Genomic DNA, 22,942 nt, shown 5'->3' on the forward strand with positions numbered 1-22,942 from the left:
CCCCTTCGTCATCTTCGTCACAGCCTTCGGCTGTTCCTTCAGATTCCCTCGGGCGCATCTACACGCCCCGTCCTCCCCCGCCTGCCCCGCCACACGCTCGCGTTGAGACTTAACGGCCGGTGCTGGGGCGAGCTGTTTGCTTGGCGTTCTTGCCGTCAAGGTGCGGGGTGGGGAGGATCTTGCGGGGCCCGCCGCAAGACGGCCGCGCGGGCGGCCTTTTGCGGCTTACGTGGTGTCTTGCGATTTGTGATGACGCTGTCGCGCGCGCGGTGGTTTTTCCGGTTGCGCGCGGTGGGCGCCAGGCGCCCTGCCGGGTCAGTTCAGTTTGGCGCCGGAGACTTCGACGGCTTGTTTCCAGGTGTCGAGTTCCTTGGCGATGTGGTCGGCGAAGGCGGCGGGGGTGGAGCCTACGGTTTCGTAGCCGTAGCTGTTCAGCTGGGCCTTCAGGTCGGGGGTGTTGATGGCGGCGGCGATGGCGGTGCTGAGGGTGTCGAGGATGGCGGGTGGCGTGTCGGCGGGGGCCAGGATGCCGTACCAGCCGTTGATGACGAAGCCGGGGACGGCTTCGGCGACGGTGGGAACGTCGGGCAGCAAGGGGGAGCGGTGTTCGCCGGTGACGGCCAGGGCCTTGAGTTTGCCGGACTGGACCTGGGGCAGCGAGGTCGAGATGCTGTCGAACATCAGCGAGACTTCGCCGCCCAGCAGGGCGACGACGGCGGGGCCGCTGCCTTTGTAGGGGACGTGCAGCATGTCGGTGCCGGTGCGGTGCTTGAAGATTTCGGCGGCCAGGTGGCTGGTGTTGCCGTTGCCGGCGGAGGCGAAGCTGAGCTTGCCAGGATGCTGTTTGGCGTAGGCGATGAGTTCGGGGATGCTGTTGGCGGGCGTGGACAGCGGGGCCGAGACCAGCATGGGCAGGGTCGCCACCAGGGAGACCGGGGCGAAGTCGCGGCGGGTGTCGTAGGGCAGCGAGGGGTAGAGACTGGGGTTGATGGCGTGGGCGGCCAGGACCATCAGCAGGGTGTAGCCGTCGGGCCTGGCGCGTGCCAGTTGCGACGAGGCGATGGCGCCGCCGGCGCCGGGCTTGTATTCCAGCACCACGGGCTGGTTCCATTTCTTCTGCAGGGCCGCGCCGAGCGGGCGGGCCAGGATGTCGGCGCTGCCGCCGGGCGGGTACGGGATCAGCAGCGTGATGGGCTTGTCGGGGTAGGCGCCGGCGGGTGTTGCCGCCGCGGGCTGTGCGCGGACGGTCGTCGCCGCGGCGAACAACAGGCTGGCGGTTGCCAGGACGGCTAGGACGGGACGGTGCATGGCGGACTCCGGAATGGCTCGGACAGGGCGGGTTGCCTCAGCCGCTGACGTAGCGCGGCGCGCCGGCGGCATCGAGCGCGATGACCGATGGCGTGTCGGCAAACCGCAAGGGCGCTTCGGTGGCGGCCTGCAGCGCCTCGGCGCTGACGCCCTGCAGCATGGCGTGCACGCGCAGGCCGTCGGGCGTGACGTCGATCACGGCCAGGTCGGTGTAGATGCGGGTGACCACGCCCGCGCCCGTCAACGGGTAGCGGCACTGGCGCAGGATCTTGGGCGCGCCGTCGCGGCCGCGGTGTTCCATCATGGCCAGCACCTGGCGCGCGCCGACCGCCAGGTCCATGGCGCCGCCGACGGCGGGAATGGCGTCGGCCGCGTCGGTCTTCCAGTTGGCCAGGTCGCCGCGTTCCGAGACCTGGAAGGCGCCGAGCACGGCGTAGTCGAGGTGGCCGCCGCGCATCATGGCGAACGACACGGTGTGCTCGGTGATGGAAGCGCCCGGCAGCAGGGTGATGGGCTGCCGGCTGGCGTTGATGAGGTCCGGATCGACGGCGTCGCCGGCCGCGGCGGGCCCCATGCCGGTGATGCCGTTCTCGCTGTGCAAGAGGATGTCCTTGTCAGGCGGCAGGTAGTCGCCGACCAGGGTCGGCATGCCGATGCCGAGGTTGACGACCGAGCCGTCGGGGATATCGCCGGCCAGCAGTTGCGCGACCTGCTGGCGGGTCATGGGGGGTGATCGTCGGCATGTCAGGTCTCCACCCGCACCACGGTTTTCACGAACAGGCCGGGCGTCATGATGTGCTCGGGCGTGAAGGCGCCCAGCGGCACGACCTCGTCGACCTGGGCGATGGCGTGGCCGGCGGCCATGCACATCACCGGATTGAAATTGCGCGCGGCATGGCGATACATCAGGTTGCCCCAGCGATCGCCCCGGTGCGCGCGGATCAGCGCGTAGTCGCCGCGCAGCGGCTGTTCCAGCACGTAGCCGACGCCGTCGATCACCTCCTGGCGGCGGCCCTGCGCCAGCTCGGTGCCGTAGCCGGTGGGCGTGTAGAACGGCCCCAGGCCGGCGCCGGCCGCGCGCAGGCGCTCGGCCAGGGTGCCCTGCGGCACGCATTCCAGTTCCACCTCGCCGGCGCGGAAGGCGCGGGCGAAGGCCTCGGAATTGGGCGGGCGCGGATGCGAGCAGATGATCTTGCGCACCTGCCGCCGGTTGAGCAGCGCGGCGATGCCGCGGTCATGGGTGCCGGCGTTGTTGGCAATGAGGGTCAGGTCGCGCCGGCCCAGCTCGGCCAGGCAGTGCAGCAGTTCGTACGGCACGCCGGCCTCGCCGAAGCCTCCCACCAGCACGCTGGCGCCGTCGGGAATGACGGCCACGGCGTCCCTCATGCAAGCCTGAATCTTGTCGATCACTTATTGCTCCTGCGCGATGCCCGCGGCGTCCACGATCTGTTTCCAGCGCGTGCGTTCCTGGTCGATGAAGGCGGCGAACTCGGCCGGCGTGTTGCCGCCGGCCTGCCCGCCCATGGCGCGGAAGCGCTCGGCGATATCGGGGCTGCGCACCACGTCGCGGGTGGCCGCATAGAGCGTGTCGACGACGGTGGCGGGCGTGCCGGCCGGCGCCACCAGGCCGAACCAGGCGGTGACGACCATGTCGGGCACGCCGGCCTCGGCCATCGTCGGCACGTCGGGCAATTCCGCCAGCCGCCGCGCGCTGGTGACGGCCAGCGCGCGCAGCTTGCCCGACTGGATATAGGGCATGGAGCTGGGCAGGTTGTCGATCATGAAGGTGAACTGCTGGCCCAACAGCGCCGCCACCGCCGGGCCCGCGCCCTTGTAGGGCACGTGCGTGCCGCCGATGCTGGCGCGCTGCTTGAACAGCTCGGCCGACAGGTGCGGCGACTGGCCGCTGCCCGAGCTGCCGAACGACACCTTGCCCGGGTCCCGCTGCGCCAGCGCCAGCAGGTCGGCCACGCTGTGCGCGGGCGAGGCCTCGTTGACCACCAGCACGTTGGGCACGGAAATCACCAGCGTCACCGGCGCGAAGTCGGCCGGCTTGTAGGGCAGCGCCTTGTAGAGCGCGTAGTTGATGGCGTTGGGGCCGATGTTGCCCATCAGCACCGTGTAGCCGTCAGGCTTGGCGCGCGCCAGGGTCTGCGCGCCGATGATGCCGGCGGCGCCGGCGCGGTTCTCGACGATGACCTGCTGGCCCAGCTTCGTGGCCAGCTTGTCGGCGATCAGGCGCGCCGCGATGTCGGTGGTGCCGCCGGGCGAAGCCGGCACGATGAGGGTGATGGGCCGTTCGGGCCACGCCGCCAGGGCGGGACCCGCCATGGCGAGCGACAGCGCGCTGGCGGCCAGCCAGCGTTGCGGGTGCGGCATGCTTGTCTCCCTGCGTGATCCTGGTGCGAATCAACTTGTGCGGGAGAGTGTGGCCGCGATGCCTTGAAATGCCTATTCCGGAATCTGGAGGAGCGGCTTCGCCTGCGCAAAAGAGCGCATCGTTTCAGCGCGGCGGGCGCGCCGCGATCTGCGCCGCCGTGCGCAGGAACGCCTGCAGTGCGCGGTTGCCGTCGTCGCGCCGCGTGACCGCGTAGACCGTGCCGCTGCCGACCGCGGCCGGCAGCGCGCACACCACGATGCGCGCGCCGAAATGGCCGCACGCCGAGGCCGGCACCAGGGCCACGCCCAGCCCGGCCGCCACCAGCGCCAGCTGCGCCGGCACTTCGGCCACGCGCTGCGCCACCGATTGCGCCAGGCCGGCGCGGGCGCAGGTATCGGCCAGCTCGCGGGCGAAGGCCGAGGTCTCGGTGCGCAGCATCACGAACGCGTCCTGCCTGAGGTCGGCCAGCGCCAGGCGCTTGCGCCCGGCCAGGCGGTGCCCGGGCGGCAGGGCCGCCACCACCGGATCGGGCCACAGCGCCAGCGATTGCAGTTCGTCGTCGTCCACGGCGGTGCGCGAGATGCTGACGTCGATCCGGTGGCCGCGCACCGCGTCCAGCTGCGCGGCGGGATTCATCTCGTTGAGCAGCACCGACACCTGCGGGTGGGTCTGCGCATGACGCGCGATCAGCGCCGGCACCGGCCCCAGGAAGTGAGAGCCTGACAGGCCGATCTCGACCCGCCCCGCCCTGCCCTGGTCGACGGCGCGCGCCCGCACCGTGGCGTCCTTGAGGCCGGCGAGCGTGGCGCGTACGTCGTTCAGGAACGCGGCGCCGGCCTCGGTCAGCGTCACCCGCCGGTTGGTGCGGTCGAACAGCCTGACCTCCAGCTCGCGCTCGAGCTGGGCGATCTGCAGGCTCAGCGGCGGCTGCGAGATATGCAGCCGGGCGGCGGCGCGGGTGAAGTTGAGTTCTTCGGCCAGCACGGCGAAATAACGGAGTTGGCGGATTTCCATGGCGGCCAATGATTTGCGAAAGATATGAAACCAGACAAAAACTATATTGGAAACTATCGTTCGCGGCGAGCAGAATCGGCTTCTCGCGTCCACCCGGGCGCTGACAACGCTTACCGGAGACCCGCCATGACCCAGTCGCCCCGCGTCCTGCGCATCGGCCAGATCGTTCCCAGTTCCAACACCACCATGGAAACGGAGATCCCCGCCATGCTGCGCCGGCGCGAGACCATCGCGCCCGAACGCTTCACCTTCCACTCCAGCCGCATGCGCATGAAGCAGGTGACGGCGGCCGAGCTGGCCTCGATGGACCGCGAGTCCGACCGCTGCGCGCAGGAACTGTCGGACGCGCGCGTCGACGTGCTGGGCTACGCCTGCCTGGTGGCCATCATGGCGCAGGGCCTGGGCTACCACCGCGCCTCGCAGGAACGGCTGCACCAGGCCACCGTGGACAATGGCGCGCCCGCGCCCATCGTCTCCAGCGCCGGCGCGCTGGTCGAGGGACTGCACGCCATCGGCGCGCGCAAGGTCGCGATCCTGACGCCCTACATGAAGCCGCTGACCAAGCTGGTGGTGGACTACATCGAGCACGAAGGCATCGAAGTGCACGACAGCCTGTCGCTGGAGATCGCCGACAACCTGAAGGTGGGCGCGCAGGACCCGATGGCGCCCGCCAGCCATGTCGCGCGCCTGGACACGCGCGGCGTCGACGCCGTGGTGCTGTCGGCCTGCGTGCAGATGCCGTCGCTGGCGTCGATCCAGCCGGTGCAGGACCGCCTGGGCCTGCCGGTGGTGACCGCCGCCGCGGCCACGGTCTATCGCATGCTCAAGGTGCTGGACCTGGAAACGCGCGTGCCCGACGCCGGCGAACTGCTGACCGGCAAGTACTGAGCGCTATTTGCCAAGCGACAGGATCTCGTTGGCGTTGACGATGGCGCCGGCGATTTCCTCGGTGGTGACGCGCTTGTTCATGGCCTGTTCTCGGATCAGGTCGTAGGCCTGCCCTTCCGTCACGTTGCGCGTGCGCATCAGGATGCTCTTGGCTTCGGCGATGCGGCGCGCGCCCAGCAGCTTGCCTTCGAGCTTGCGCAGCCGGCGCGCGTGCGAGCGGATGTCGTCGTCGACCTGCCGCGCCACCACCAGGGTGGACAAGAGGCCGAACGATCTCACCGGCGACGGCAGCACCGCCTTGGCGCCGATGCGCAGCACCGCCTCGACGATGGTCGGGTTCTCGTAGGTGACGATGGCGATGACCATCGGCGCGTCGTCGCTCTTGGCCCATTCAAAGCCCAGGTCGATGACGTCCGGCCGCACCGCCAGGAACACCGCGTCCAGCCCCTCGGGCAGGGTCGGCGCGGGCGGCCAGAAGGTCTGCACCTGACAGCCGATGCGCTGCAGCTGCTGCGTCAGCTGCCTGCCATCGGCGTCGTCCGGGTGGTAGACGGCGATACGCAGGGTGCGCAGGTCCTTGAGCAACGAAGGCGTCGCGCGCATCACGCGCAGGCGGCTGGCCGGCTCCACCGTCAGATCTCCAGCGAGCTCAGGGTCGCCGTCCAGTCGCCCAGCGAATGGGTGACCAGGTACGGATCGGGATGCACCGGCCGGGTGGCCTCGCGCACGATGGTGAACTGGCCCTTGCCGTTGACCCGCCCCACCCGCGGATAGAGGCAGGTGTGGTGGTTGGTGGGATCGATGCGCACGCGGCCCTGCGGCGCCTGGAATTCGCTTTGCAGCACGCGCGGCAGGATCTGCGCGATCTCGTCGGTGCCGGTGTCGCGGTAGGCGTTGGCGAAGATGTGCATCTGGAAGTACGCGGCCTCCCAGCACAGGTTGGGCACGCAGTCCTGGCCGAAGCGCCGCCGCAGCCGTTCGAGGCAACGGTGGTTGACCTCGGAGTCGATCGACTGGAAATACGGCGCCGACGTGAAGTGCCCGGCCGCCACCTCGGGCTCCATCTGCGAGATCTCGGCCTCGGAGGTGGTCAGGCTGGCGATCGGCATGGTCTTGGGATCGAAGCCGGCGTCGGCGTAGGCGCGGTACAGGCAGGCGGTGGAGTTGCCCACCACGGTCGAGAAGATGAAGTCGGGGCGCTTGTTGCGGATGTCGTCGAGGATCTCGCGGTAGTCGCGCTCGGTCGCGGTCAGCGGCACGTAGCGTTCGCCCAGCTTGGCGCTGTCCTGCCGCTGCAGCACCAGCTCGCGCATGATGCGGTTGGACTCGTAGGGATAGATGTAGTCCGAGCCGATCAGGTAGACGCGGGCGCCGAAGTTGGCGGTCATGAATTCCGCCAGCTGCACGCTGTTCTGGTTGGGCGCGGCGCCGGTGTAGATGATGTTGTTGGAGAACTCGAAGCCCTCGTACAGCGTCGGGTAGAACAGCAGCCGGTTCCATTTCTCGACCACCGGCAGCACCGCCTTGCGGCTGCTGGACATGTAGCAGCCGAAGATGACGTTGACGCGGTCCTGGGTGATCAGCCGTTCGGCCAGCACGCTGTAGGTGGCCGGGTCGGAACGCGGGTCGTAGCGCACCGGCACGATCTCGCGGCCGTCGACGCCGCCGGCCTCGTTGATCTCGTCGATCGCCAGGAGCGTGCCCTGCAACTGGGAACGGCCTATGGTCGATGTGGCCCCCGTTTCAGAGAACAACACGCCCACGCGGATAGGATCTTTGTTTGCCATGGTCGGAGGAACCGCCGCACAGAGGTCAATCGGTCGAGGTGATCAGTTTCAGCATAGGCGCGCGCGGCGTCAACACGTGGATTCCTGGGGGTCAGCCGAGCGTCGCGCGGCTGTAGCCATGCGCCAGCGCGGCCGGCAACGCGGCCGCGTTCTGCACGATGCGGTAGCCGCGGAATCCGAACATCGCCCGCAGCTGGGGTTCGGCTTTTGCGTCCAGCGCCACGCATTGCACCCGCAGGCCGCGGCGGCGCAGCGCCAGCACCGCTTCGCGCGCGTCTTCCACCAGGTAGCGCGGGTCGTGCACGTCGATATCGGACGGCGCGCCGTCGGTGACGACGATCAGGGCGCGGCGTTCGCCGGGCGCGCGCAGCGCCAGCTCGCCGGCATGGCGCAGCGCCGCGCCCAGGCGCGTGGAATAGCGGGCCCGGGCCGCCGCGATGCGGCCCAGGGCCGCGTCCGTGGGCGGCGCGCCGGCATCCAGCAGGCGGTAGTAGTGAACGGCCGCGCGCGTGTCCGAACAGAAGCCGTGCACCGCGATGCGGTCGCCGCTCTCGGCCACCGCGCCCACCAGCAGCGCGGCCGCGCGCTTTTCAAGGTCGAGCACGGTGGCGCCATCCTGCGGCGCCGGGTCGTTGGCCGAGGCCGACAGGTCCAGCAGCACCAGCGTGCTGCAGACGCCGGGCTGGCTGCCCGGCCGCTGGAAGAAACGCGCGTCCGGCGCCAGGTCCAGGCGCCGGTCGATCATGACTTCGATGGCGGCGTTCAGGTCGATGTCATCGCCCTCCCATTGCCGCCGCAGGCGCCGCGCCCGGTCCAGGCGGCGCGCGCGCGGCAGCGCCAGTCGCGGCTGGCGCAATCCCGCCAACGGCGCGGCGTCGGCGCGCCAGCCGGGCAGGCGTTCGATCACGGTGCACCAGTCCGGCCGGCCGCGCGCCAGCCGGTAGTCCCATTCCGGATAGCCGTAGCGGCCCAGCTCGACGTCCTCATCGGATTCCGCCTGGGTCTCGCCCGGCGCCGCCTCGCGCGCCTGCGGCGCCGCGCCCTGGCTGCCCAGGGCCAGCGCGGGCGGCGGCTCGGCGGCGTCGCCGTAGTCCCACAGGTAGCTGTTGTCGTCGCGGTAGGCCACCGGCACCACGTACTGCAGCGGGTTGAAGCGCACCCGCATCTGGCCCAGGTCGTTGGCCAGCAGCGAGGCCAGTCGGCGGAAGGCGGCGATGTCCGCCAGGTCGGCCGCGGCCTGCGCCTCGAACAGGTCGCGCGCCTTGTTGACCCAATGGTTGTCGTCGCGCAGCGCGGGATCCATCAGCAGGCGGCACAGGCGCCGCACCAGCGCGGTAAAGCTCAGATCGGTCGGATCGGGCGGCGGCGGGATGAACGGACGGAACCAGCGCCGCACGCCGGGATACAGCGCCGCCAGCACGCGCTCCACGCGTGCGTCCTCGACGGCGGACACCACCGCCAGGCCCATCGGCTTGAGGCTGGCCACGGGTTGGGCGGCCGGTGAATACAGCAGGTGCGCGGCCGCGTGGGCCACGGCGGCGCGGCGCAGCGCGGCGGCGTCCGGCGCATCGACGCGCGCCGTGGCGCCCGCCACCGGCTCCCCCGGCGCGCCCGCCGGCAGCAACAGATGCGTGGCCGTCAGCACCGGCCGCGGCGACGCGCCGGCCGCCGCCGGATCCAGCGACTCGACCGCCATGGCGCGCCCGGCCAGGCCGCACAACAGCCACGACAGTTCCGGCTCGGCGGGATCTCGCGCGGCCGAACGCACGCGCGCGACCGCCGCGCCCTCCCCTTGCCCCGGCGAATGCAGGCCGCGCATCGTCATTCCAGGTTGGCGTCGATCAGCGCCCGCAACGCCGCCGCCATGTCGGGATCGTCGGTCAGGGCGCGGGTCATGGTCATGTCGCAGCTCTCGGCCGGACTGACGCCGTCGCGGATCAGCACGCCGGCGTAGATCAGCATGCGGGTCGACACGCCCTCGTCCAGGCCATGGTGCTTGAGCTCGCGCGAACTGTGCGCGATGCGCACCAGCCGGCGCGCCAGGCCGGCGTCGATGCCGGCCTCGTGCGCCACGATCGCCGCTTCGTGCTCGGCGTCGGGATAGTCGAAATCCAGCGCGACAAAGCGCTGCCGCGTCGACGGCTTGAGGTCCTTGGCGCTGCTCTGGTAGCCGGGGTTGTACGACACCACCAGCTGGAAGTCGGGATGGGCGTGGACCACCTCGCCCTTCTTGTCCAGCGGCAGGATGCGGCGCGCGTCGGTCAGCGGATGGATCACCACCGTGGTGTCCTGGCGCGCCTCGACCACTTCATCCAGGTAGCAGATGCCGCCGTGGCGCACCGCCAGCGTCAGCGGGCCGTCGTGCCAGGCGGTGCCTTCGGCGTCCAGCAGGTAGCGGCCGACCAGGTCGGAGGCGGTCATGTCCTCATTGCAGGCCAGCGTCACCAGGGGCCGGCCGAGCTTCCAGGCCATGTATTCCACGAAGCGCGTCTTGCCGCAGCCGGTGGGGCCTTTCAGGATCAGCGGCAGCCGGTGCGCATAGGCATGCGCGTACAGCTCGGCCTCGCGGCCGCTGGGACGGTAGTACGGTTCTTGCGCAATCCGGTAGGAGTCGAGCGGAGCGGCCACGGTACGGGTCCTGTGCAGCGGTCCGGCCGGCGCGCGGCCGGACCTGGCGAACGAAAGGGAACTAGCGGTGTTGCGGCGCCTCGTTGGGAATGCCGTCGATCGGGCATTCCGGCGTGCCCACGGTCGAGCGCGTGAACGACTCGACCTGCTTGCGCGTGCCCTCCGGGTCGTTGATCCAGTTGGCGTAGAAGTTGTAGGGGCAGGCGGCGACGCCGGTGGCCTCCTCGCCGGAATTGATCTTGCCGGTGTAGCCGCGGTGCACCAGCTTGAACAGGTGGTTCTGCGACTGCATGTTCTTGCGCGCGTCGCGGATCAGGCTGGTGGACAGCTCGGCGTACTGGATGCCCATTTCCTCTTCGCCGCATTCGCCCAGCGTGCGGCCGTCGAAGCCGATGATGGCGGAATGGCCGAAGTACGAGTACACCCCGTCGAAGCCGGCGGCGTTGGCCACCGCCACGTAGACGTTGTTCATCCACGCCATGGCCTTGGACACCATCACCTGCTGGTCCTTGGCCGGGTACATGTAGCCCTGGCAGCGCACGATCAGCTCGGCGCCGCGCATGGCGCAGTCGCGCCAGATCTCGGGATAGTTGCCGTCGTCGCAGATGATGAGGCTGATCTTCAGGCCCTTGGGGCCCTCCGACACGTAGGTGCAGTCGCCCGGGTACCAGCCCTCGATCGGCACCCACGGCATGATCTTGCGGTACTTCTGCACGATCTCGCCCTGGTTGTTCATCAGGATCAGCGTGTTGTAGGGCGCCTTGTTGGGGTGTTCCTCGTGGCGCTCGCCGGTCAGCGAGAACACGCCCCAGACGTTGGCGCGGCGGCAGGCGTCGGCGAACACGGCGGTCTCCTCACCGGGAATGGCCGAGGCGGTGTCGTACATCTCCTTGGCGTCGTACATGATGCCGTGGGTCGAGTACTCGGGGAAGATGACCAGGTCCATGCCGGGCAGGCCGCGCTTCATGCCCACCACCATGTCGGCGATCTTGCGGGCGTTGTCCATCACCTCGGCCTTGGTGTGCAGGCGCGGCATCTTGTAGTTCACGACGGCCACGCCCACGCAATCGTTGCTGCTGGAGATATCTCCGTGTCTCATGACAATGCTCCTCGTTGGTTGACGGTCATACCGTCAGGAAAGACCTGATCTTGTCCTGGTCCACGCCGGCCCGGCCGGCCTCGTGCACGATGCGGCCCCGGTCGATGACCAGGAAGCGGTCGGCCAGGTCGAGCGCGAAGCCCAGCATCTGTTCGGAGACGACGATGGCGAAGCCGCGCTCCTCGCGCAGCGCGTTCAGCGCCCGCGCGATGTCCTTGATGATGGAAGGCTGGATGCCCTCGGTCGGTTCGTCCAGGATCAGCACCCGCGGATTGGAGATCAGCGCGCGGGCGATCGCCAGCTGCTGCTGTTGCCCGCCCGACAAGTTGCCGCCCTTGCGCCGGCGCATCTCCTGCAGCACCGGAAAGAAGCGGTACAGGTAGTCCGGCACCGCCTTCAGTCCGCTGCGCTCGGCGCCGGCCATGATGTTCTGCTCGACCGTCAGGAACGGAAAGATCATGCGCCCCTGCGGCACGAAGGCCAGGCCGTTGCGCACCCGCTGGTAGCTCTCCAGTCCGGACAGCTCGGCGTCATCGAGCCGGATGCTGCCGGAACCGGAACGCAGCATGCCGATCAGCGCCTTGAGCAAGGTGGTCTTGCCCATGCCGTTGCGGCCCATGATGGCCACCGATTCACCCGGCGCGACCTCGAAGCTCACGTCGCGGATGACATGCGATTCGCCGTAGCTCACATTCAACTTGTCGATGCGGAACACGGAGGTCTCCCTGTCAATGGCCGAGGTATACGTCGAGCACGCGCGGATCGGCCTGCACCTCGGCCACGCTGCCCTCGCTCAGCAGGCGGCCCTGGTGCAGCACGGTGACCTTGTGGGCGATGCGCTTGACGAAGTCCATGTCATGCTCGATCACCACCACCGACTTGCCGCGCGCGATGCGCGCCAGCAGTTCGGCGGTCTGCTCGCGTTCGCGCGGACTCATGCCGGCCACCGGCTCGTCCAGCAGCAGCAGGCGCGGCGCCTGCATCAGCAGCATGCCGATCTCCAGCCACTGCTTCTGGCCGTGGCTCAGGCGGCCGGCCTTTTCCAGCAGCCGGTCGGCCAGGAACACCTGCGCCGCCATCGCCTCGATGCGGGCGCGCACCTCGCCGGTGCGGCGAAACCGCAATGAACGGAGCACGCCATGCGCGTTCGGCAGCGAGATCTCGAAGTTCTCCAGCACCGTCAGGTCTTCGTACACCGACGGCGTCTGGAACTTGCGGCCGACTCCGGCGCGCACGATGTCGAACTCGGCCACGCGCACCAGGTCGCGGCCCTCGAACATGACCCGGCCGGCGGACGGCCGGGTCTTGCCGCAGATGATGTCCAGCAGGGTGGTCTTGCCCGCGCCGTTGGGGCCGATGATGACACGCAGCTCGTCCTGCGCCACGCTCAGGCTCAGGCCGTCGACGGCGCGAAAGCCGTCGAACGACACGGTCAGGTCCTCGACGCTCAGGATGGCGCCGGCGCTGGGGCGGTCGATGCGCATGTCCATGGCGGGGGACTCCGTCAGATCCAGGGCGCCGCTCATCGCGCACCTCCGGCGGCGCGGCGCGCCTGCAGCTGGCTGATCACGCCGGCCAGGCCGTTGGGCATGGCGACCACCACCACGATGAAGATCGCGCCCAGGAAATACAGCCAGATCTCGGGGAAGGTCTCGGACAGATAGGATTTGAGAAAGCCGATCAGCAGCGCGCCGACCACCGCGCCCGGGATCGACAGCCGGCCGCCGACCGCGGCAAAGATCACCATCTCGATCGACGCCACCACGCCGATGGCCCCCGGCGAGATCAGTCCTACCTGCAAGGTGAAGAACGCGCCGCCGATGGACGACAACACCGCCGCCACGCAGAACACGCAGGCCTTCACGTGCGCCGTGTCGTAGCCGGAGAAGCGCACGCGGTCCTCGCGGTCGCGGATGGCGATGAGGATCTTGCCCAGCCGGCTGCGCACGATCGCCAGCGCCGCCAGCATGGCCAGCGTAAGGGCCGCCGCCTCGATCAGGTACAGCACCAGCTTGCCGTCATCGCCGACGATGTCCCAGCCCAGCAGCGTGCGGAAATCGGTGATGCCGTTGGCGCCGCCGGTGTCGCCCTGCTGGCCGATGATGAGCACCGTCAGCGTCATGGCCAGCGCCAGCGTCACGATGGCGAAGTACACGCCGCTGACCCGCTTGCGGAAGATCGCCAGCGAGAACAGGTACGCCGCCAGCCCGGGCAAGGCCACGATCAGCAGCAGCGTCCAGCCCAGCGAATGGAACGGCAGCCACCAGACCGGCAGGCTGTCGACGCTGCTCCACACCATGAAATCGGGCAGGTCGGGCGCGGACGCCTCCAGCTTCAGGAACATGGCCATCATGTAGCCGCCCAGGCCGAAGAAGATGCCCTGCCCCAGGCTCAGCACGCCGCTGTAGCCCCAGGTCAGCACGATGCCGATGGCGACGAAGGCGAACGCCATGTACTTGCCGACCAGGTTGAGCCGGAACGGATCCAGCGTCAGCGGCAACACGGCCAGGATCAGCAGCGCCACCAGCGCCAGCGCGATCTCTTCGGTCCTGCGGTGCAATGCCTTCATCGCGTCATCCTCGCGTCTTGGTGGCGAACAGCCCGTTGGGGCGGAAGTACAGCACCACGATCACCAGCACCAGGATGGTGACCTTGGCCATCGAGCCGCTCATCAGGTATTCCAGCGTGGTCTGCGACTGCGCGATCGCCAGCCCCGAGAACGCCGTGCCCAGCAGGCTCTGCACGCCGCCGAACACCACCACGATGAAGGAATCGACGATGTACAGCTGCCCCGTGCCGGGGTTGGTCGAGCCGATCATGGTGAAGACGCAGCCCGCGATGCCGGCCAGGCCCGAGCCCAGCGCGAACGTCAGCGCGTCGACCCGCCGCGTGTTGATGCCGACGGCCCCCCCCGCCATGGCGCGGTTCTGCGTCACCGCGCGCACCCGCAGGCCCCAGGCGCTGCGGTACAGCAGCAGGTAGACGCCGATCGCCACCAGCAGCGTCAGGCCCAGGATGAAGATGCGGTTCAGCGGAAACTGCAGGTCGGGCGTCGGCTCCCACGCCCCGCTCAGCCACGACGCCAGCGGCACGCTGACCTCCTGCGCGCCGAAGATCGAGCGGTAGGCCTGCTGCAGGATCAGGCTCAGGCCCCAGGTCGCCAGCAGCGTGTCCAGCGGCCGGTTGTAGAACCAGCGGATGAAGCCGCGCTCCAGCAGGTAGCCGAATGCCGAAGTCACCAGGAACGCCAGCGGAATCGCCACGAACAGATAGATGTCCATCCACCCCGGCGCCCAGTGCTGGAACGCCACCGACACCAGGTAGGTGGTGTAGGCGCCCATGGCCATCAGTTCGCCGTGCGCCATGTTGATGACGCCCATCAGGCCGAACACCACGGCCAGGCCGATCGCCATCAGCAGCAGAATGCTGAACAGGCTGATCCCGTTGAAAAGCTGCATTGCGGCGATGTCGATGTTCATGATCGCGTTCCATGTCGCGTTGCCACCGCCGGCGGCGCGGCCGCCAGCGTCCTGCGGGCCCGTCCTACAGCTTCGGGAAGGGATTGGGTTCGATCAGGTCGGCCGATTCCCACACCACGTCGAACTGGCCGTCGGGCCGCGCGCGGCCCACCCGCACCTTCTTCCAGACGTGGTGGTTCTTCTCGTGCACCCGCACCGTGCCCTCGGGCGCCTCCAGCGTCAGGCCGGCCGAGGCCGCGATGACCTTGTCGGGATCGAACGAACCGGCCTTCTCCACGCCCAGCTTCCACAGGTAGACGCTGTTGTAGGCCACCTCCATCGGGTCGCCGATGACGCGGTCCTGCCCGTATTTGGCCTTGAAGGCCTTGACGAATTTCTCATTGGCCGGATTCTTCAGGCTCTGGAAATAGCCCATGCAGGCGTAGTAGCCGGCCGCGTTGTCCTTGCCGATGCCCTCGATCTCGTTCTCGGACACCACGGTGGACAGCAGCACCACGCGCGTGCCGTCCAGTCCGGCCGCGCGCAGCTGCTTGTAGAAGGCCACGTTGGAACCGCCCACCACCGTGCTGTAGATGCACTCCGGCTTGGCGGCCTTGATCTTGTTGATGATGGACGAGAACTCGGTGTGCCCGAGCGGCGCGTATTCCTCGCCCACCACCTTGGCGCCCATGTGCGCGATGGCCGGCTTGGCGATCTTGTTGCAGGTGCGCGGATAGATGTAGTCCGAGCCCACCAGAAAGAACGTCTTGCCCTTCTCGCGCGCCATCCACTCGACCGCCGCGATCACCGACTGCGTGGCCTCCTGCGACGGGTAGAACACGCGCGCATCCTGCTCCTGCCCTTCGTAGTAGGTCGGGTAGTACAACAGGCCCTTGCTGCGCGCCAGCACCGGCAGCAGCGCCTTGCGCGAGGCCGAGGTGTAGCAGCCGACGATGGCCGCCACCTTGTCGCGGTCCAGCAGCTTGCGCGCCTTCTCGGCGAACACGGCGTTCTCGCTGGCGCCGTCCTCGACCACCGGCTCGATCTTGCGGCCCATCACGCCGCCCGCGGCGTTGATCTCCTCGATCGCCAGTTTCTCGGCATCCACCAGCGACGCCTCGGCGATGGCGATGGTGCCCGACAGCGAATGCAGCAGGCCAAGTTTCACGGTGGCGTCCTGCGCGAACGCGGCGCGGGGCAATGCGGCCATCCCCGACGTGGCGCCCAGCAGGACCATGGAACCACTGTGCTGCAAAAAGCGGCGGCGGTTGTATGCGCTCATCGATACGCTCCTGTGCGTTTCCGAAGGCAAGCCTGCGGCCTGGCCGCCCGGGATTGGGCGGTCACCAGAGGCAGCCACATCACGACGACAACCGTCCGACCGTCATGCACCTTGCTTCGGGCAAAGCTCCGCCCACGGCGCGTCGTTGCGCCATTCGAAAGAAGACGATGTGCAAACGGAAAACGAAAAGGCCCGAGCCGGAAACTCCGGCTCGGGCCTTTTTGCCCCACGCCTGACTGGCAACACTGGCAGTCGGCGAAAATTGGAAGACGATCTTGCGTCTGGAAGGCATTCTGAAGAAGCGCACGGCCTCATGCCATGCGTATTTTCCCTTACCGGACGCGGCCTCGCGGCCGGACTAGGGCATACGGCGGATCACGCTGTTGGCGTACATCGGCCCCTGCACGTGGTGGCCGGTGACGACGTTGGTCTGGTAGCGCTGCACCACGCCTTCGAGCGATTGCGGATCGAGCAGCGCGCGCATCGTCGCGAAGCCGGCCGAGTCCACCCGCGCGGGCGCCTTGCCCTTGGGATAGAGACGGCGCTTGCCCTCGTCCATCGGCGCCTGCAGCACGCCGCCGCTGGCGATCAGGTCCAGCACCAGCTTGCCGTCGCGCAGCCGCGCCGAGCCGTGGGCGCCGAGTTCGGCGTCGTCCAGCAGCAGGCTGCCGGTCAGCGCGTAGTCGCCCGATGGCAGCGGCTGCACGTACAGCCGCAAGGTGTAGGGCGGTTCGCCGTTGCGGTCGTCCAGGGTCCAACGGTACTCGCCGGCGGCCCAGGCGGGCGCGGCTTGCGCCGATGCCGTGGCGGCGGGCGCGGCCGGCGCGGCGGACTGCGCCGCGGCGCCCGCGCACAGCGCCGCGCCCAGGACGGCGGCGCGCAGGGTTTGCGACAGGAATGCGTGCATGGAATTCTCCTCGTGATGCCTGCACTCGATACGTGCAGGCGAAGCGTTCATCAGTACTTGACGCGCATGCTCAGCATGACGCTGCGCGGCTCGCCATAGGCGTTGCCCATGTCGGCGTTGCCCAGGCGCTGGTAATAGACCTTGTCGAACAGATTGTTGACGTTCAACCCCATCGAGACGTGCTCGTTGACGCGATAGCCGACGCGCGCGTTCCAGATGGCGTAGCCGCCCTGCGACACGCGCACGGAGCTGCCGCTGACCGGCCCCTGCGCCGCGCTTTCGGTGTAGATGCCGCTCTTGACGTTGACGCCGCCGCCCACGCTCCAGCGGTTCCATTGGCCCGGCAGCTGATAGGTGGTCCACAGCTGGAAGATGTGGCGGGGCGTGAAGGTGCGGAAGGCCGCGCCGCCGTTGGTGTTGTCCTTCAGGTAGCGGGTGGTGTTGAAGGTGTAGCCGCCCGCCACTTCCCAGCCCGGCGCGAGCCGGCCCGAAACCTCGGTTTCGACCCCCTGGCTGCGCACCTGGCCGCTGGCCTCGTAGCAGCAATCGCCGACCTCGGGGTAGTTTGGGTCGCGCTGCGCGCGGTTGCGCTCGGTGATGCGGAACAGCGCGAACGAGGCGTTCAGCTTGCCGTCCAGCCATTCGCTTTTCAGGCCCGCCTCGTAGTTGGAGCCGACCACCGGCGGCAGCGATCCGCCGCTGGCCGAACGCAGGTCGCTCTGCACGCGGAAGATGTCGGCGTAGCTGGCGTAGGCGGTCCAGTGGCTGTCGATGTCGTAGACCAGACCGGCATACGGCGTCATGCGGCCATGCTCGCTGATGGCCGGGTCGCCGCGGCCGCTGATCAAGTTGGTGCTCTGCGTGCGCCACCAGCTCATGCGCGAGCCCAGCACCAGCGTCAACGGATCGGCCACCTTCAGGCGCGCCATCGCGTAGAGGCCCGACTGGCGCGTCTTGACGTCGCTCTTGCTGCCCCATTGCGGATCGGCCGGTTCCGGATGGTCGTGGACGTCGTAATGGAAAACGTCCACCGGCCGCGCCGCGAAGCCCGGCAGCGAATAGGCGTTGTAGGCGCGCGCGCTGCGGTCGTACCAGTTGCCGCCGAACACCAGTTCGTGGCGGCGGCCCAGCGCCTCGAACGCGCCGGTCACCATCAGGTCCACGCCCAACTGCTCATTGCGATACTGGTTGCCGCCGCCATACAGGCGCGGCCCCAGGCCGGTCTGGCGGTCGACGGCGCCGCGCACGTAGGCGTACTTGAGCTTGCTGGTTTCCTCGGCCTGGTTGACGTTGAGCTTGACGGTCCAGTCCGACGAAAACTGGTGCGCCAGCTCGGCGAACACCTGCGTGTTCTCGAAGTCCCAGCGGTTCCAGTCGGCGCCCAGGTAGGTGCCGCGCGTCAGCCCGAGATCGCCGCCGTCCTTGTAGCGCGGCAGCTGCATCATGTAGGGCAGCCAGTCGCGTTTCTGGTAGCTGCCGCCCACGGTCAGCAGCGTGCGCTCGCCCAGGTCGGCTTCGACGATGCCGTAGTAGGCCTGCTTCCGCGAATTGGCCACGTCGTAGAAATACTTGCGGTCTTCCTGCGCGGTGGCGATGCGGCCACGCACCGAGCCCGACGCGTTCAGCGGCGTCGACAGGTCGAGTTCGCCGCGGTAGTTGTCCCATGATCCGGCGCTGGCCGAACCGCTGAATTGCAGCGCGCGCGCGGGACGCTTGCGCACCAGGTTGATGACGCCGCCCGGCTGGCCCGCGCCGTTGAACAGGCCAGCCGCGCCCCGCAACAGTTCGACGTGGTCGAACATGAACAGGTCGGGCTGCGTCCACGATGCGCCGCCGGTCTGCATCGGCACGCCGTCGTACTGGAAGTACTCGATCTGGAAACCGCGCGAATAGAACTGCGGAACCGCGGCGGTGCCCATCAGGTCGATGGTGATGCCCGGGGTCTGCGCCATGGCGTCCTCCAGCGACGCCAGGTTCTGGTCCTCGATGCGCTGGCGCGTGATGACCGACACCGACTGCGGGATCTCGCGCAGCGACAGCGGCAGCTTGCCGCCGATGGTGACGCTGGGCGCGGTGTAGGACGCGCTGCCTTCGGTGACGCCGACCTGCTCGCCCTGCACTGTCACGGGCGCCAGCGTGGCGGCGCCGGCCGCCTCGACCGCTTGCGCGCTGGCTGGCGCGCCCGCCGCCAGACTCATCATCATGGCGCCGCGCCGCAGCCATGCGGCGCGCGTTCCACCTGTCTCGATACCCACCATTGCCTCCGCTTCCAGCCCGTTCAACAAGATTGATAATCATCTTCAACGGCGCCGCGGCGGGCAATGCAAAAGGCTTTCGAATTCCGGATTAAGGCTTTCGTTTTTTCACCGGCGACACCGCCTGGCGGATGGCGGGCGCGTGCGCGCGCAGGGCGTCCCACAGGCGCGCCATGACCGGCCCCTGCGGCCGGTCGGCGCGGCGCGCGGCGGCCAGCGTCTCGGTGCTGCCCGGCAGGTGACGGGTGGCCAGCGACAGCAGGCGGCCGTCGCGCAACTCGTCCTCGACCAGGAAGCGCGGCATGTGGCCCCAGCCCAGGCCCTGCAGGATGATTTCCTTCTTCATCAACGGGTCGGCCACGGTGCACCGGCGCGCGCCCTCGATCATGAAGTAGTCGCGCGCCGGCGTGTGGCGGGCGGTGTCGCGCATGACGCATTGGGTGTAGTCGCGCAGGTGCTCGGGTCGCAACGCGCGCGGGGCCGGCGCCAGATAGCCGGGCGCGGCCACCGGCACGAACGGCACGCCGCCCAGTTCCAGCCATTCGACGCGCGCGTCGCCCGGCTCCACGCGGTGCAGGATCAGGTCGGCGTCGCCATCCAGCAGCCGTTCCCACGGACCGGTCACGGCCTCGAAGTGCAGGTTCAGGCGCGTGGCCGGCCACTGCGCGAAGAACTGGCCCAGCAGCCCCAGCAGCAGCGGACGCGGACAGAAGTCGCCGACCACCACGTTCAATTCGCTTTCCTGGCCCATCGCCAACTGCTCGGCGTGGGCGCGCAGGCCGGCCAGTTCGCGCAGCAGCGCCTGGGCCCGCGCATGGAACGATTGCCCGGCGGCAGTGGGCCGCACCCGATAGCCGCTGCGGTCCAGCAGCGCCAGGTCCAGTTGCCGCTCCAGCTTGGCCACGGCCGCGAACACCGCGGGGTGCGAGCGATGCAGCGTCTCGGCCGCGGCCTGGAAGCCGCCGGCCCGCACCACCGCGTCAAAGCATTGCAGGTCGTGCAGCGTGAATTCGCTCATGTCAGGTTTTCCTACAGTGACTGTGCGATCTTTGTAATTTCTTTCAAGATGGGCCGCAACTACGATCCGTCTCACGGTCGACACCGTTGCCCGGCCCGGCGGATGAGCGCGACATCCGCCCCGAGCCCCGCATCCCCCTCATACATGACAGGACGCTCATCATGCCTACCGACACGACTTTCATCACCACGGGCGACGGCGCCCGCATCGCCTACCGCTGGGACGGCGACGCCGGCCTGCCGGTGCTGGCCCTGTCCAACTCCATCGGCACCACGCTGCACATGTGGGACGACCTGGCGCCGGCGCTGGCGCGGCACTTCCGCGTGCTGCGCTTCGACACCCGCGGTCATGGCGCGTCCAGCGTGCCGCCCGGCGCCTACTCGCTGGACCGGCTCGGCCGCGACGTGCTGGAACTGTTCGACGCGCTGGGCGTGGACCGCGCCCACTTCCTCGGCCTGTCGCTGGGCGGCATCGTCGGCCAATGGCTGGGCGTGCATGCGCCGGACCGCATCGACCGGCTGATCCTGGCCAACACCTCGCCCTATCTCGGCCCCGCGCCGCAATGGGACGAGCGCATCGCCGCCACCCTGCGGGCGCCGGACATGACGGAGACCGCCGAGACGTTCCTGGCGAACTGGTTCCCGGCCGCGATGCTGCGCGCCGGCGGGCCGGTCATCGACACCTTCCGCGACATGCTGCTGAACACCGACCCGCACGGCCTGGCGGGCGCGTTCGCGGCGGTGCGCGACACCGACCTGCGCCGCACCATCGCGTTGATTCCGCGGCCGACGCTGGTGATCGCGGGCCGCGACGACACCGTCACCGCCGCCAGCCACGGCGAACAGATCGCCGCGACCGTGCCCGGCGCGCAATGGCGCCTGCTGGAGGCGGTGCACCTGTCCAACATCGAACGCCCTGCGGAATTCCGCGAGGCGGTGCTGGGGTTCCTGCTGGCGCATTGATGCCCGCGTCCGCCATGTCGGACGGGGCCGGCGCGGGTTCAGCGCAAGCTGCTGGGCGCGGCGCCGAAACGGCGCCGGAAGGCCACCGAGAAATGCGCGGGCGCGTAGCCCACGTGCCAGGCCGCCTCAGACACGCTCAGGCCGCCGTTCAGGATCAATTCGCGGCCGCGCGTCAGGCGCGTTTCCTGCAGATGGCGCGCCATGCTGACGCCGAAGGCGCGCTTGAACGCCAGGTCCAGCTGACGCGCGTTGAGCCCGAGTTCACGCGCCAGCGCCGCCGTCGACGGCGCCTCGCGCAGGTCGGTGGCAAGGCGGCGATGCGCCTCGTGCGCCGCGTCCAGTTCGCGGGCCGCGGCCACCGGCGACGCCGCGCGGCCGGCCGGCAACGCCTGCCCGGCCTGGGCCAGCGTCACCGCCGCCAGCTCCAGGCTCTTGGCCGCCAGATACAGCGCGCGCGCCGCGCCCTCGTAGCGGCAGACTCGCACCTGGGCGGCGATGCGCCGCGCCTCGCGGCCCGCCGCGCCGTGCCAGACGACCGGGCCGTCGGCGCCCGCGGCGGGGTCCAGGCCGCGCAGGAAATCGGGATCGATGCCCAGTTCGTCGCGCAGTTGCGCCGCCGGCAGCGTGGCCAGCGTGAACTGCTGGTCGACGCCGGCCTCGAACGCGTCCGCGCCGCTGGCCTGCCCCGGCGCCCAGGCCAGGCACAGCACCGGGCCGCACAGAGCCAGCGGCGGGCGGTCCTCGACCCGGCTGCTGACGCGCCCATCGAGCAGGATGACCTTGAGGCCGGGGTACAGCGCCTCTTCGCGCCATTCGGTGCGGCCGCGGCGGAACACGCCGGCGCGCAGGCCGCGGCCGTTGGCGAGGTCGAAGGCCGCGTCGACGCGGTGATAGTCGGCGGCGGCCGTGGCGCGGCCGGCGCGGGAATGGAACATGGGAAACGATCCGGGAGGAACGGATGGGTTTATTTGAGAATAATTATTATTACCCGCTCGCTACCGGAACTCAAACCGGACAGGTATCCGCCCGCCAACGCGCCCGGCGTTATTCCCCGGCGCGCTCCCAGCGCCGCTGGATCGCCTTGGCGGCCACCACGCCGTCCGCCATCGACGTGACCACGCAGGGATGCATGCGGTGGGCCACTTCGCCGATGGCATAGATGTCCGGCACGCTGGTCTCGGCGGTGGCGAAATCGGTGCGGATATACCCGCGCGCATCGCGCGCCAGTTGCAGGCCGTCGGCGAACGCGGCCTGCGGCTCCCAGCCGTAGAACACCAGGATCAGGTCGTAGCGCTGGCCGTCGACGCTGCGCGTGGCCGGATCGACCTGGTACGGGCCGATGCGCACGCCTTCCTTGCCGGCGCGCTGCACCCATTGCTGCTGGGCCCGCACGCTGCGGGCGTACAGATGCACGGCGCGAGCGCCGCGGTTGCGCACATAGACGTAGTTCTCGAAGGCGTTGTCGCCGCCCCCCAGCACCGCCACCGACAGGCCGGAGTAATCCTGCGCCACGATCGGCGAGCCCGGTCCGATCAGCACCCCCGGCCATTGCGAGCCCGGCGGATGTTCCGGAAAGCCCTTGGCGCGCACGCCCGAGGCGATCACCAGGGTGCGGCCGCGCGCCTGCGATACGTCCCCATTGGCGTCGGCCAGGGTCGCCTCGATGCCGCCCTTGCACGGGCGCACCGCGGTCACCCGGGTGTCCAGGCGCAGCGGCACGCCGGCGGCGCGCACGCTGGTATCGATATTGGCGGCCACCTGCTGGCCGGTCATGCCGGGCAGCACCGCGATCCAGTCATCGGCGAACGGGTTGTCCACGCTCAGGCCGCCCAGGCGGCCGCTGGCCTCGACCAGCAGCGGCGCCAGGCCCAGCCGGGCCAGCCAGAGGGCGCAGGAGGCGCCGGCCGGGCCGCCGCCTACAATGACCGCATCGTGCATCTGTTGCATTTCATCCCT

22 protein-coding genes are annotated in these 22,942 nt (G+C 69.3%); 2 read left to right on the forward strand and 20 right to left on the reverse strand.

From position 1 onward, the window contains the following. Positions 1–315: 315 nt before the first annotated feature. The 5 genes from AOZ49_RS28935 to AOZ49_RS28955 form a co-directional block, all read right to left on the reverse strand. Positions 316–1,308: a Bug family tripartite tricarboxylate transporter substrate binding protein gene (locus AOZ49_RS28935; RefSeq protein WP_054479286.1), complete on the reverse strand. Its 993-nt coding sequence runs from the start codon at positions 1,306–1,308 to the stop codon at positions 316–318. 37 nt (positions 1,309–1,345) lie between these two features. Next, a complete protein-coding gene (locus AOZ49_RS28940) occupies positions 1,346–2,032 on the reverse strand; it encodes a 3-oxoacid CoA-transferase subunit B (protein WP_054479288.1) in 687 nt (228 codons plus the stop codon). Positions 2,033–2,052: 20 nt separating this feature from the next. Next, positions 2,053–2,718: a 3-oxoacid CoA-transferase subunit A gene (locus AOZ49_RS28945; RefSeq protein ID WP_054479290.1), complete on the reverse strand. Its 666-nt coding sequence runs from the start codon at positions 2,716–2,718 to the stop codon at positions 2,053–2,055. Next, positions 2,719–3,687, reverse strand: a complete 969-nt coding sequence (locus tag AOZ49_RS28950; RefSeq protein WP_054479295.1) for a Bug family tripartite tricarboxylate transporter substrate binding protein — start codon at positions 3,685–3,687, stop codon at positions 2,719–2,721. It lies immediately after the preceding gene. A 124-nt stretch (positions 3,688–3,811) separates the two neighbouring features. Further along, the gene (locus AOZ49_RS28955) at positions 3,812–4,702 is read right to left on the reverse strand and encodes a LysR substrate-binding domain-containing protein (RefSeq protein ID WP_054434899.1); all 891 of its coding nucleotides are present in this window, start codon (positions 4,700–4,702) and stop codon (positions 3,812–3,814) included. 126 nt (positions 4,703–4,828) lie between these two features. Between AOZ49_RS28955 and AOZ49_RS28960 the strand changes: the two genes are divergently transcribed. Next, a complete protein-coding gene (locus tag AOZ49_RS28960; RefSeq protein WP_054434862.1) occupies positions 4,829–5,590 on the forward strand; it encodes a maleate cis-trans isomerase family protein in 762 nt (253 codons plus the stop codon). Positions 5,591–5,593: 3 nt separating this feature from the next. Here AOZ49_RS28960 and AOZ49_RS28965 read toward each other — a convergent pair whose 3' ends face one another. From AOZ49_RS28965 to AOZ49_RS29025, 13 genes are all read right to left on the reverse strand, one after another. Further along, positions 5,594–6,193 carry an ANTAR domain-containing response regulator gene (locus AOZ49_RS28965; RefSeq protein ID WP_082380628.1) on the reverse strand — a complete coding sequence of 200 codons (600 nt, stop codon included), beginning with the start codon at positions 6,191–6,193 and terminating at the stop codon, positions 5,594–5,596. A 29-nt stretch (positions 6,194–6,222) separates the two neighbouring features. After that, on the reverse strand, positions 6,223–7,377 hold the full coding sequence (locus tag AOZ49_RS28970; protein ID WP_054434864.1) for a transporter substrate-binding domain-containing protein: 1,155 nt from the start codon (positions 7,375–7,377) through the stop codon (positions 6,223–6,225). A 91-nt stretch (positions 7,378–7,468) separates the two neighbouring features. Then, a complete protein-coding gene (locus tag AOZ49_RS28975) occupies positions 7,469–9,196 on the reverse strand; it encodes a nitric oxide reductase activation protein NorD (RefSeq protein ID WP_231690474.1) in 1,728 nt (575 codons plus the stop codon). A 2-nt stretch (positions 9,197–9,198) separates the two neighbouring features. Next, complete coding sequence (locus AOZ49_RS28980) at positions 9,199–10,005, reverse strand: CbbQ/NirQ/NorQ/GpvN family protein (protein WP_197286799.1); 807 nt, start codon at positions 10,003–10,005, stop codon at positions 9,199–9,201. Between the two features lie 61 nt (positions 10,006–10,066). Then, positions 10,067–11,104, reverse strand: coding sequence for an aliphatic amidase (locus AOZ49_RS28985; RefSeq protein WP_054434868.1), 1,038 nt, complete (start codon positions 11,102–11,104; stop codon positions 10,067–10,069). Positions 11,105–11,129: 25 nt separating this feature from the next. Next, entirely contained in the window at positions 11,130–11,819 is a 690-nt protein-coding gene (gene urtE / locus AOZ49_RS28990; RefSeq protein ID WP_054479299.1) for an urea ABC transporter ATP-binding subunit UrtE, read from the reverse strand. 13 nt (positions 11,820–11,832) lie between these two features. Next, a complete protein-coding gene (gene urtD, locus AOZ49_RS28995; RefSeq protein ID WP_082380629.1) occupies positions 11,833–12,594 on the reverse strand; it encodes an urea ABC transporter ATP-binding protein UrtD in 762 nt (253 codons plus the stop codon). 32 nt (positions 12,595–12,626) lie between these two features. Further along, positions 12,627–13,673: an urea ABC transporter permease subunit UrtC gene (gene urtC, locus AOZ49_RS29000; protein WP_054434872.1), complete on the reverse strand. Its 1,047-nt coding sequence runs from the start codon at positions 13,671–13,673 to the stop codon at positions 12,627–12,629. 4 nt (positions 13,674–13,677) lie between these two features. After that, on the reverse strand, positions 13,678–14,583 hold the full coding sequence (gene urtB, locus AOZ49_RS29005; protein ID WP_054479301.1) for an urea ABC transporter permease subunit UrtB: 906 nt from the start codon (positions 14,581–14,583) through the stop codon (positions 13,678–13,680). A 64-nt stretch (positions 14,584–14,647) separates the two neighbouring features. After that, a complete protein-coding gene (urtA, locus tag AOZ49_RS29010) occupies positions 14,648–15,844 on the reverse strand; it encodes an urea ABC transporter substrate-binding protein (RefSeq protein ID WP_054434877.1) in 1,197 nt (398 codons plus the stop codon). Positions 15,845–16,202: 358 nt separating this feature from the next. Next, positions 16,203–16,751: a hypothetical protein gene (locus AOZ49_RS29015; RefSeq protein WP_054434879.1), complete on the reverse strand. Its 549-nt coding sequence runs from the start codon at positions 16,749–16,751 to the stop codon at positions 16,203–16,205. A gap of 50 nt (positions 16,752–16,801) precedes the next feature. Further along, on the reverse strand, positions 16,802–18,955 hold the full coding sequence (locus AOZ49_RS29020; protein ID WP_231690475.1) for a TonB-dependent siderophore receptor: 2,154 nt from the start codon (positions 18,953–18,955) through the stop codon (positions 16,802–16,804). A 142-nt stretch (positions 18,956–19,097) separates the two neighbouring features. Then, positions 19,098–20,024 carry a LysR family transcriptional regulator gene (locus AOZ49_RS29025; protein ID WP_054479304.1) on the reverse strand — a complete coding sequence of 309 codons (927 nt, stop codon included), beginning with the start codon at positions 20,022–20,024 and terminating at the stop codon, positions 19,098–19,100. 161 nt (positions 20,025–20,185) lie between these two features. Between AOZ49_RS29025 and pcaD the strand changes: the two genes are divergently transcribed. Next, positions 20,186–20,986: a 3-oxoadipate enol-lactonase gene (pcaD, locus tag AOZ49_RS29030; protein ID WP_054479306.1), complete on the forward strand. Its 801-nt coding sequence runs from the start codon at positions 20,186–20,188 to the stop codon at positions 20,984–20,986. A gap of 38 nt (positions 20,987–21,024) precedes the next feature. Here the strand turns inward: pcaD and AOZ49_RS29035 are convergent, their stop codons facing one another. Together AOZ49_RS29035 and AOZ49_RS29040 are read right to left on the reverse strand one after the other, a co-directional pair. Further along, positions 21,025–21,921: a helix-turn-helix transcriptional regulator gene (locus AOZ49_RS29035; RefSeq protein WP_054479308.1), complete on the reverse strand. Its 897-nt coding sequence runs from the start codon at positions 21,919–21,921 to the stop codon at positions 21,025–21,027. Positions 21,922–22,030: 109 nt separating this feature from the next. Beyond that, positions 22,031–22,933, reverse strand: a complete 903-nt coding sequence (locus AOZ49_RS29040; protein WP_054434889.1) for an NAD(P)/FAD-dependent oxidoreductase — start codon at positions 22,931–22,933, stop codon at positions 22,031–22,033. Positions 22,934–22,942 lie beyond the last annotated feature (9 nt).

Source organism: Achromobacter sp. 2789STDY5608615 (genome assembly GCF_001298995.1).
GTDB classification, from domain to species: domain Bacteria; phylum Pseudomonadota; class Gammaproteobacteria; order Burkholderiales; family Burkholderiaceae_B; genus Achromobacter; species Achromobacter insuavis.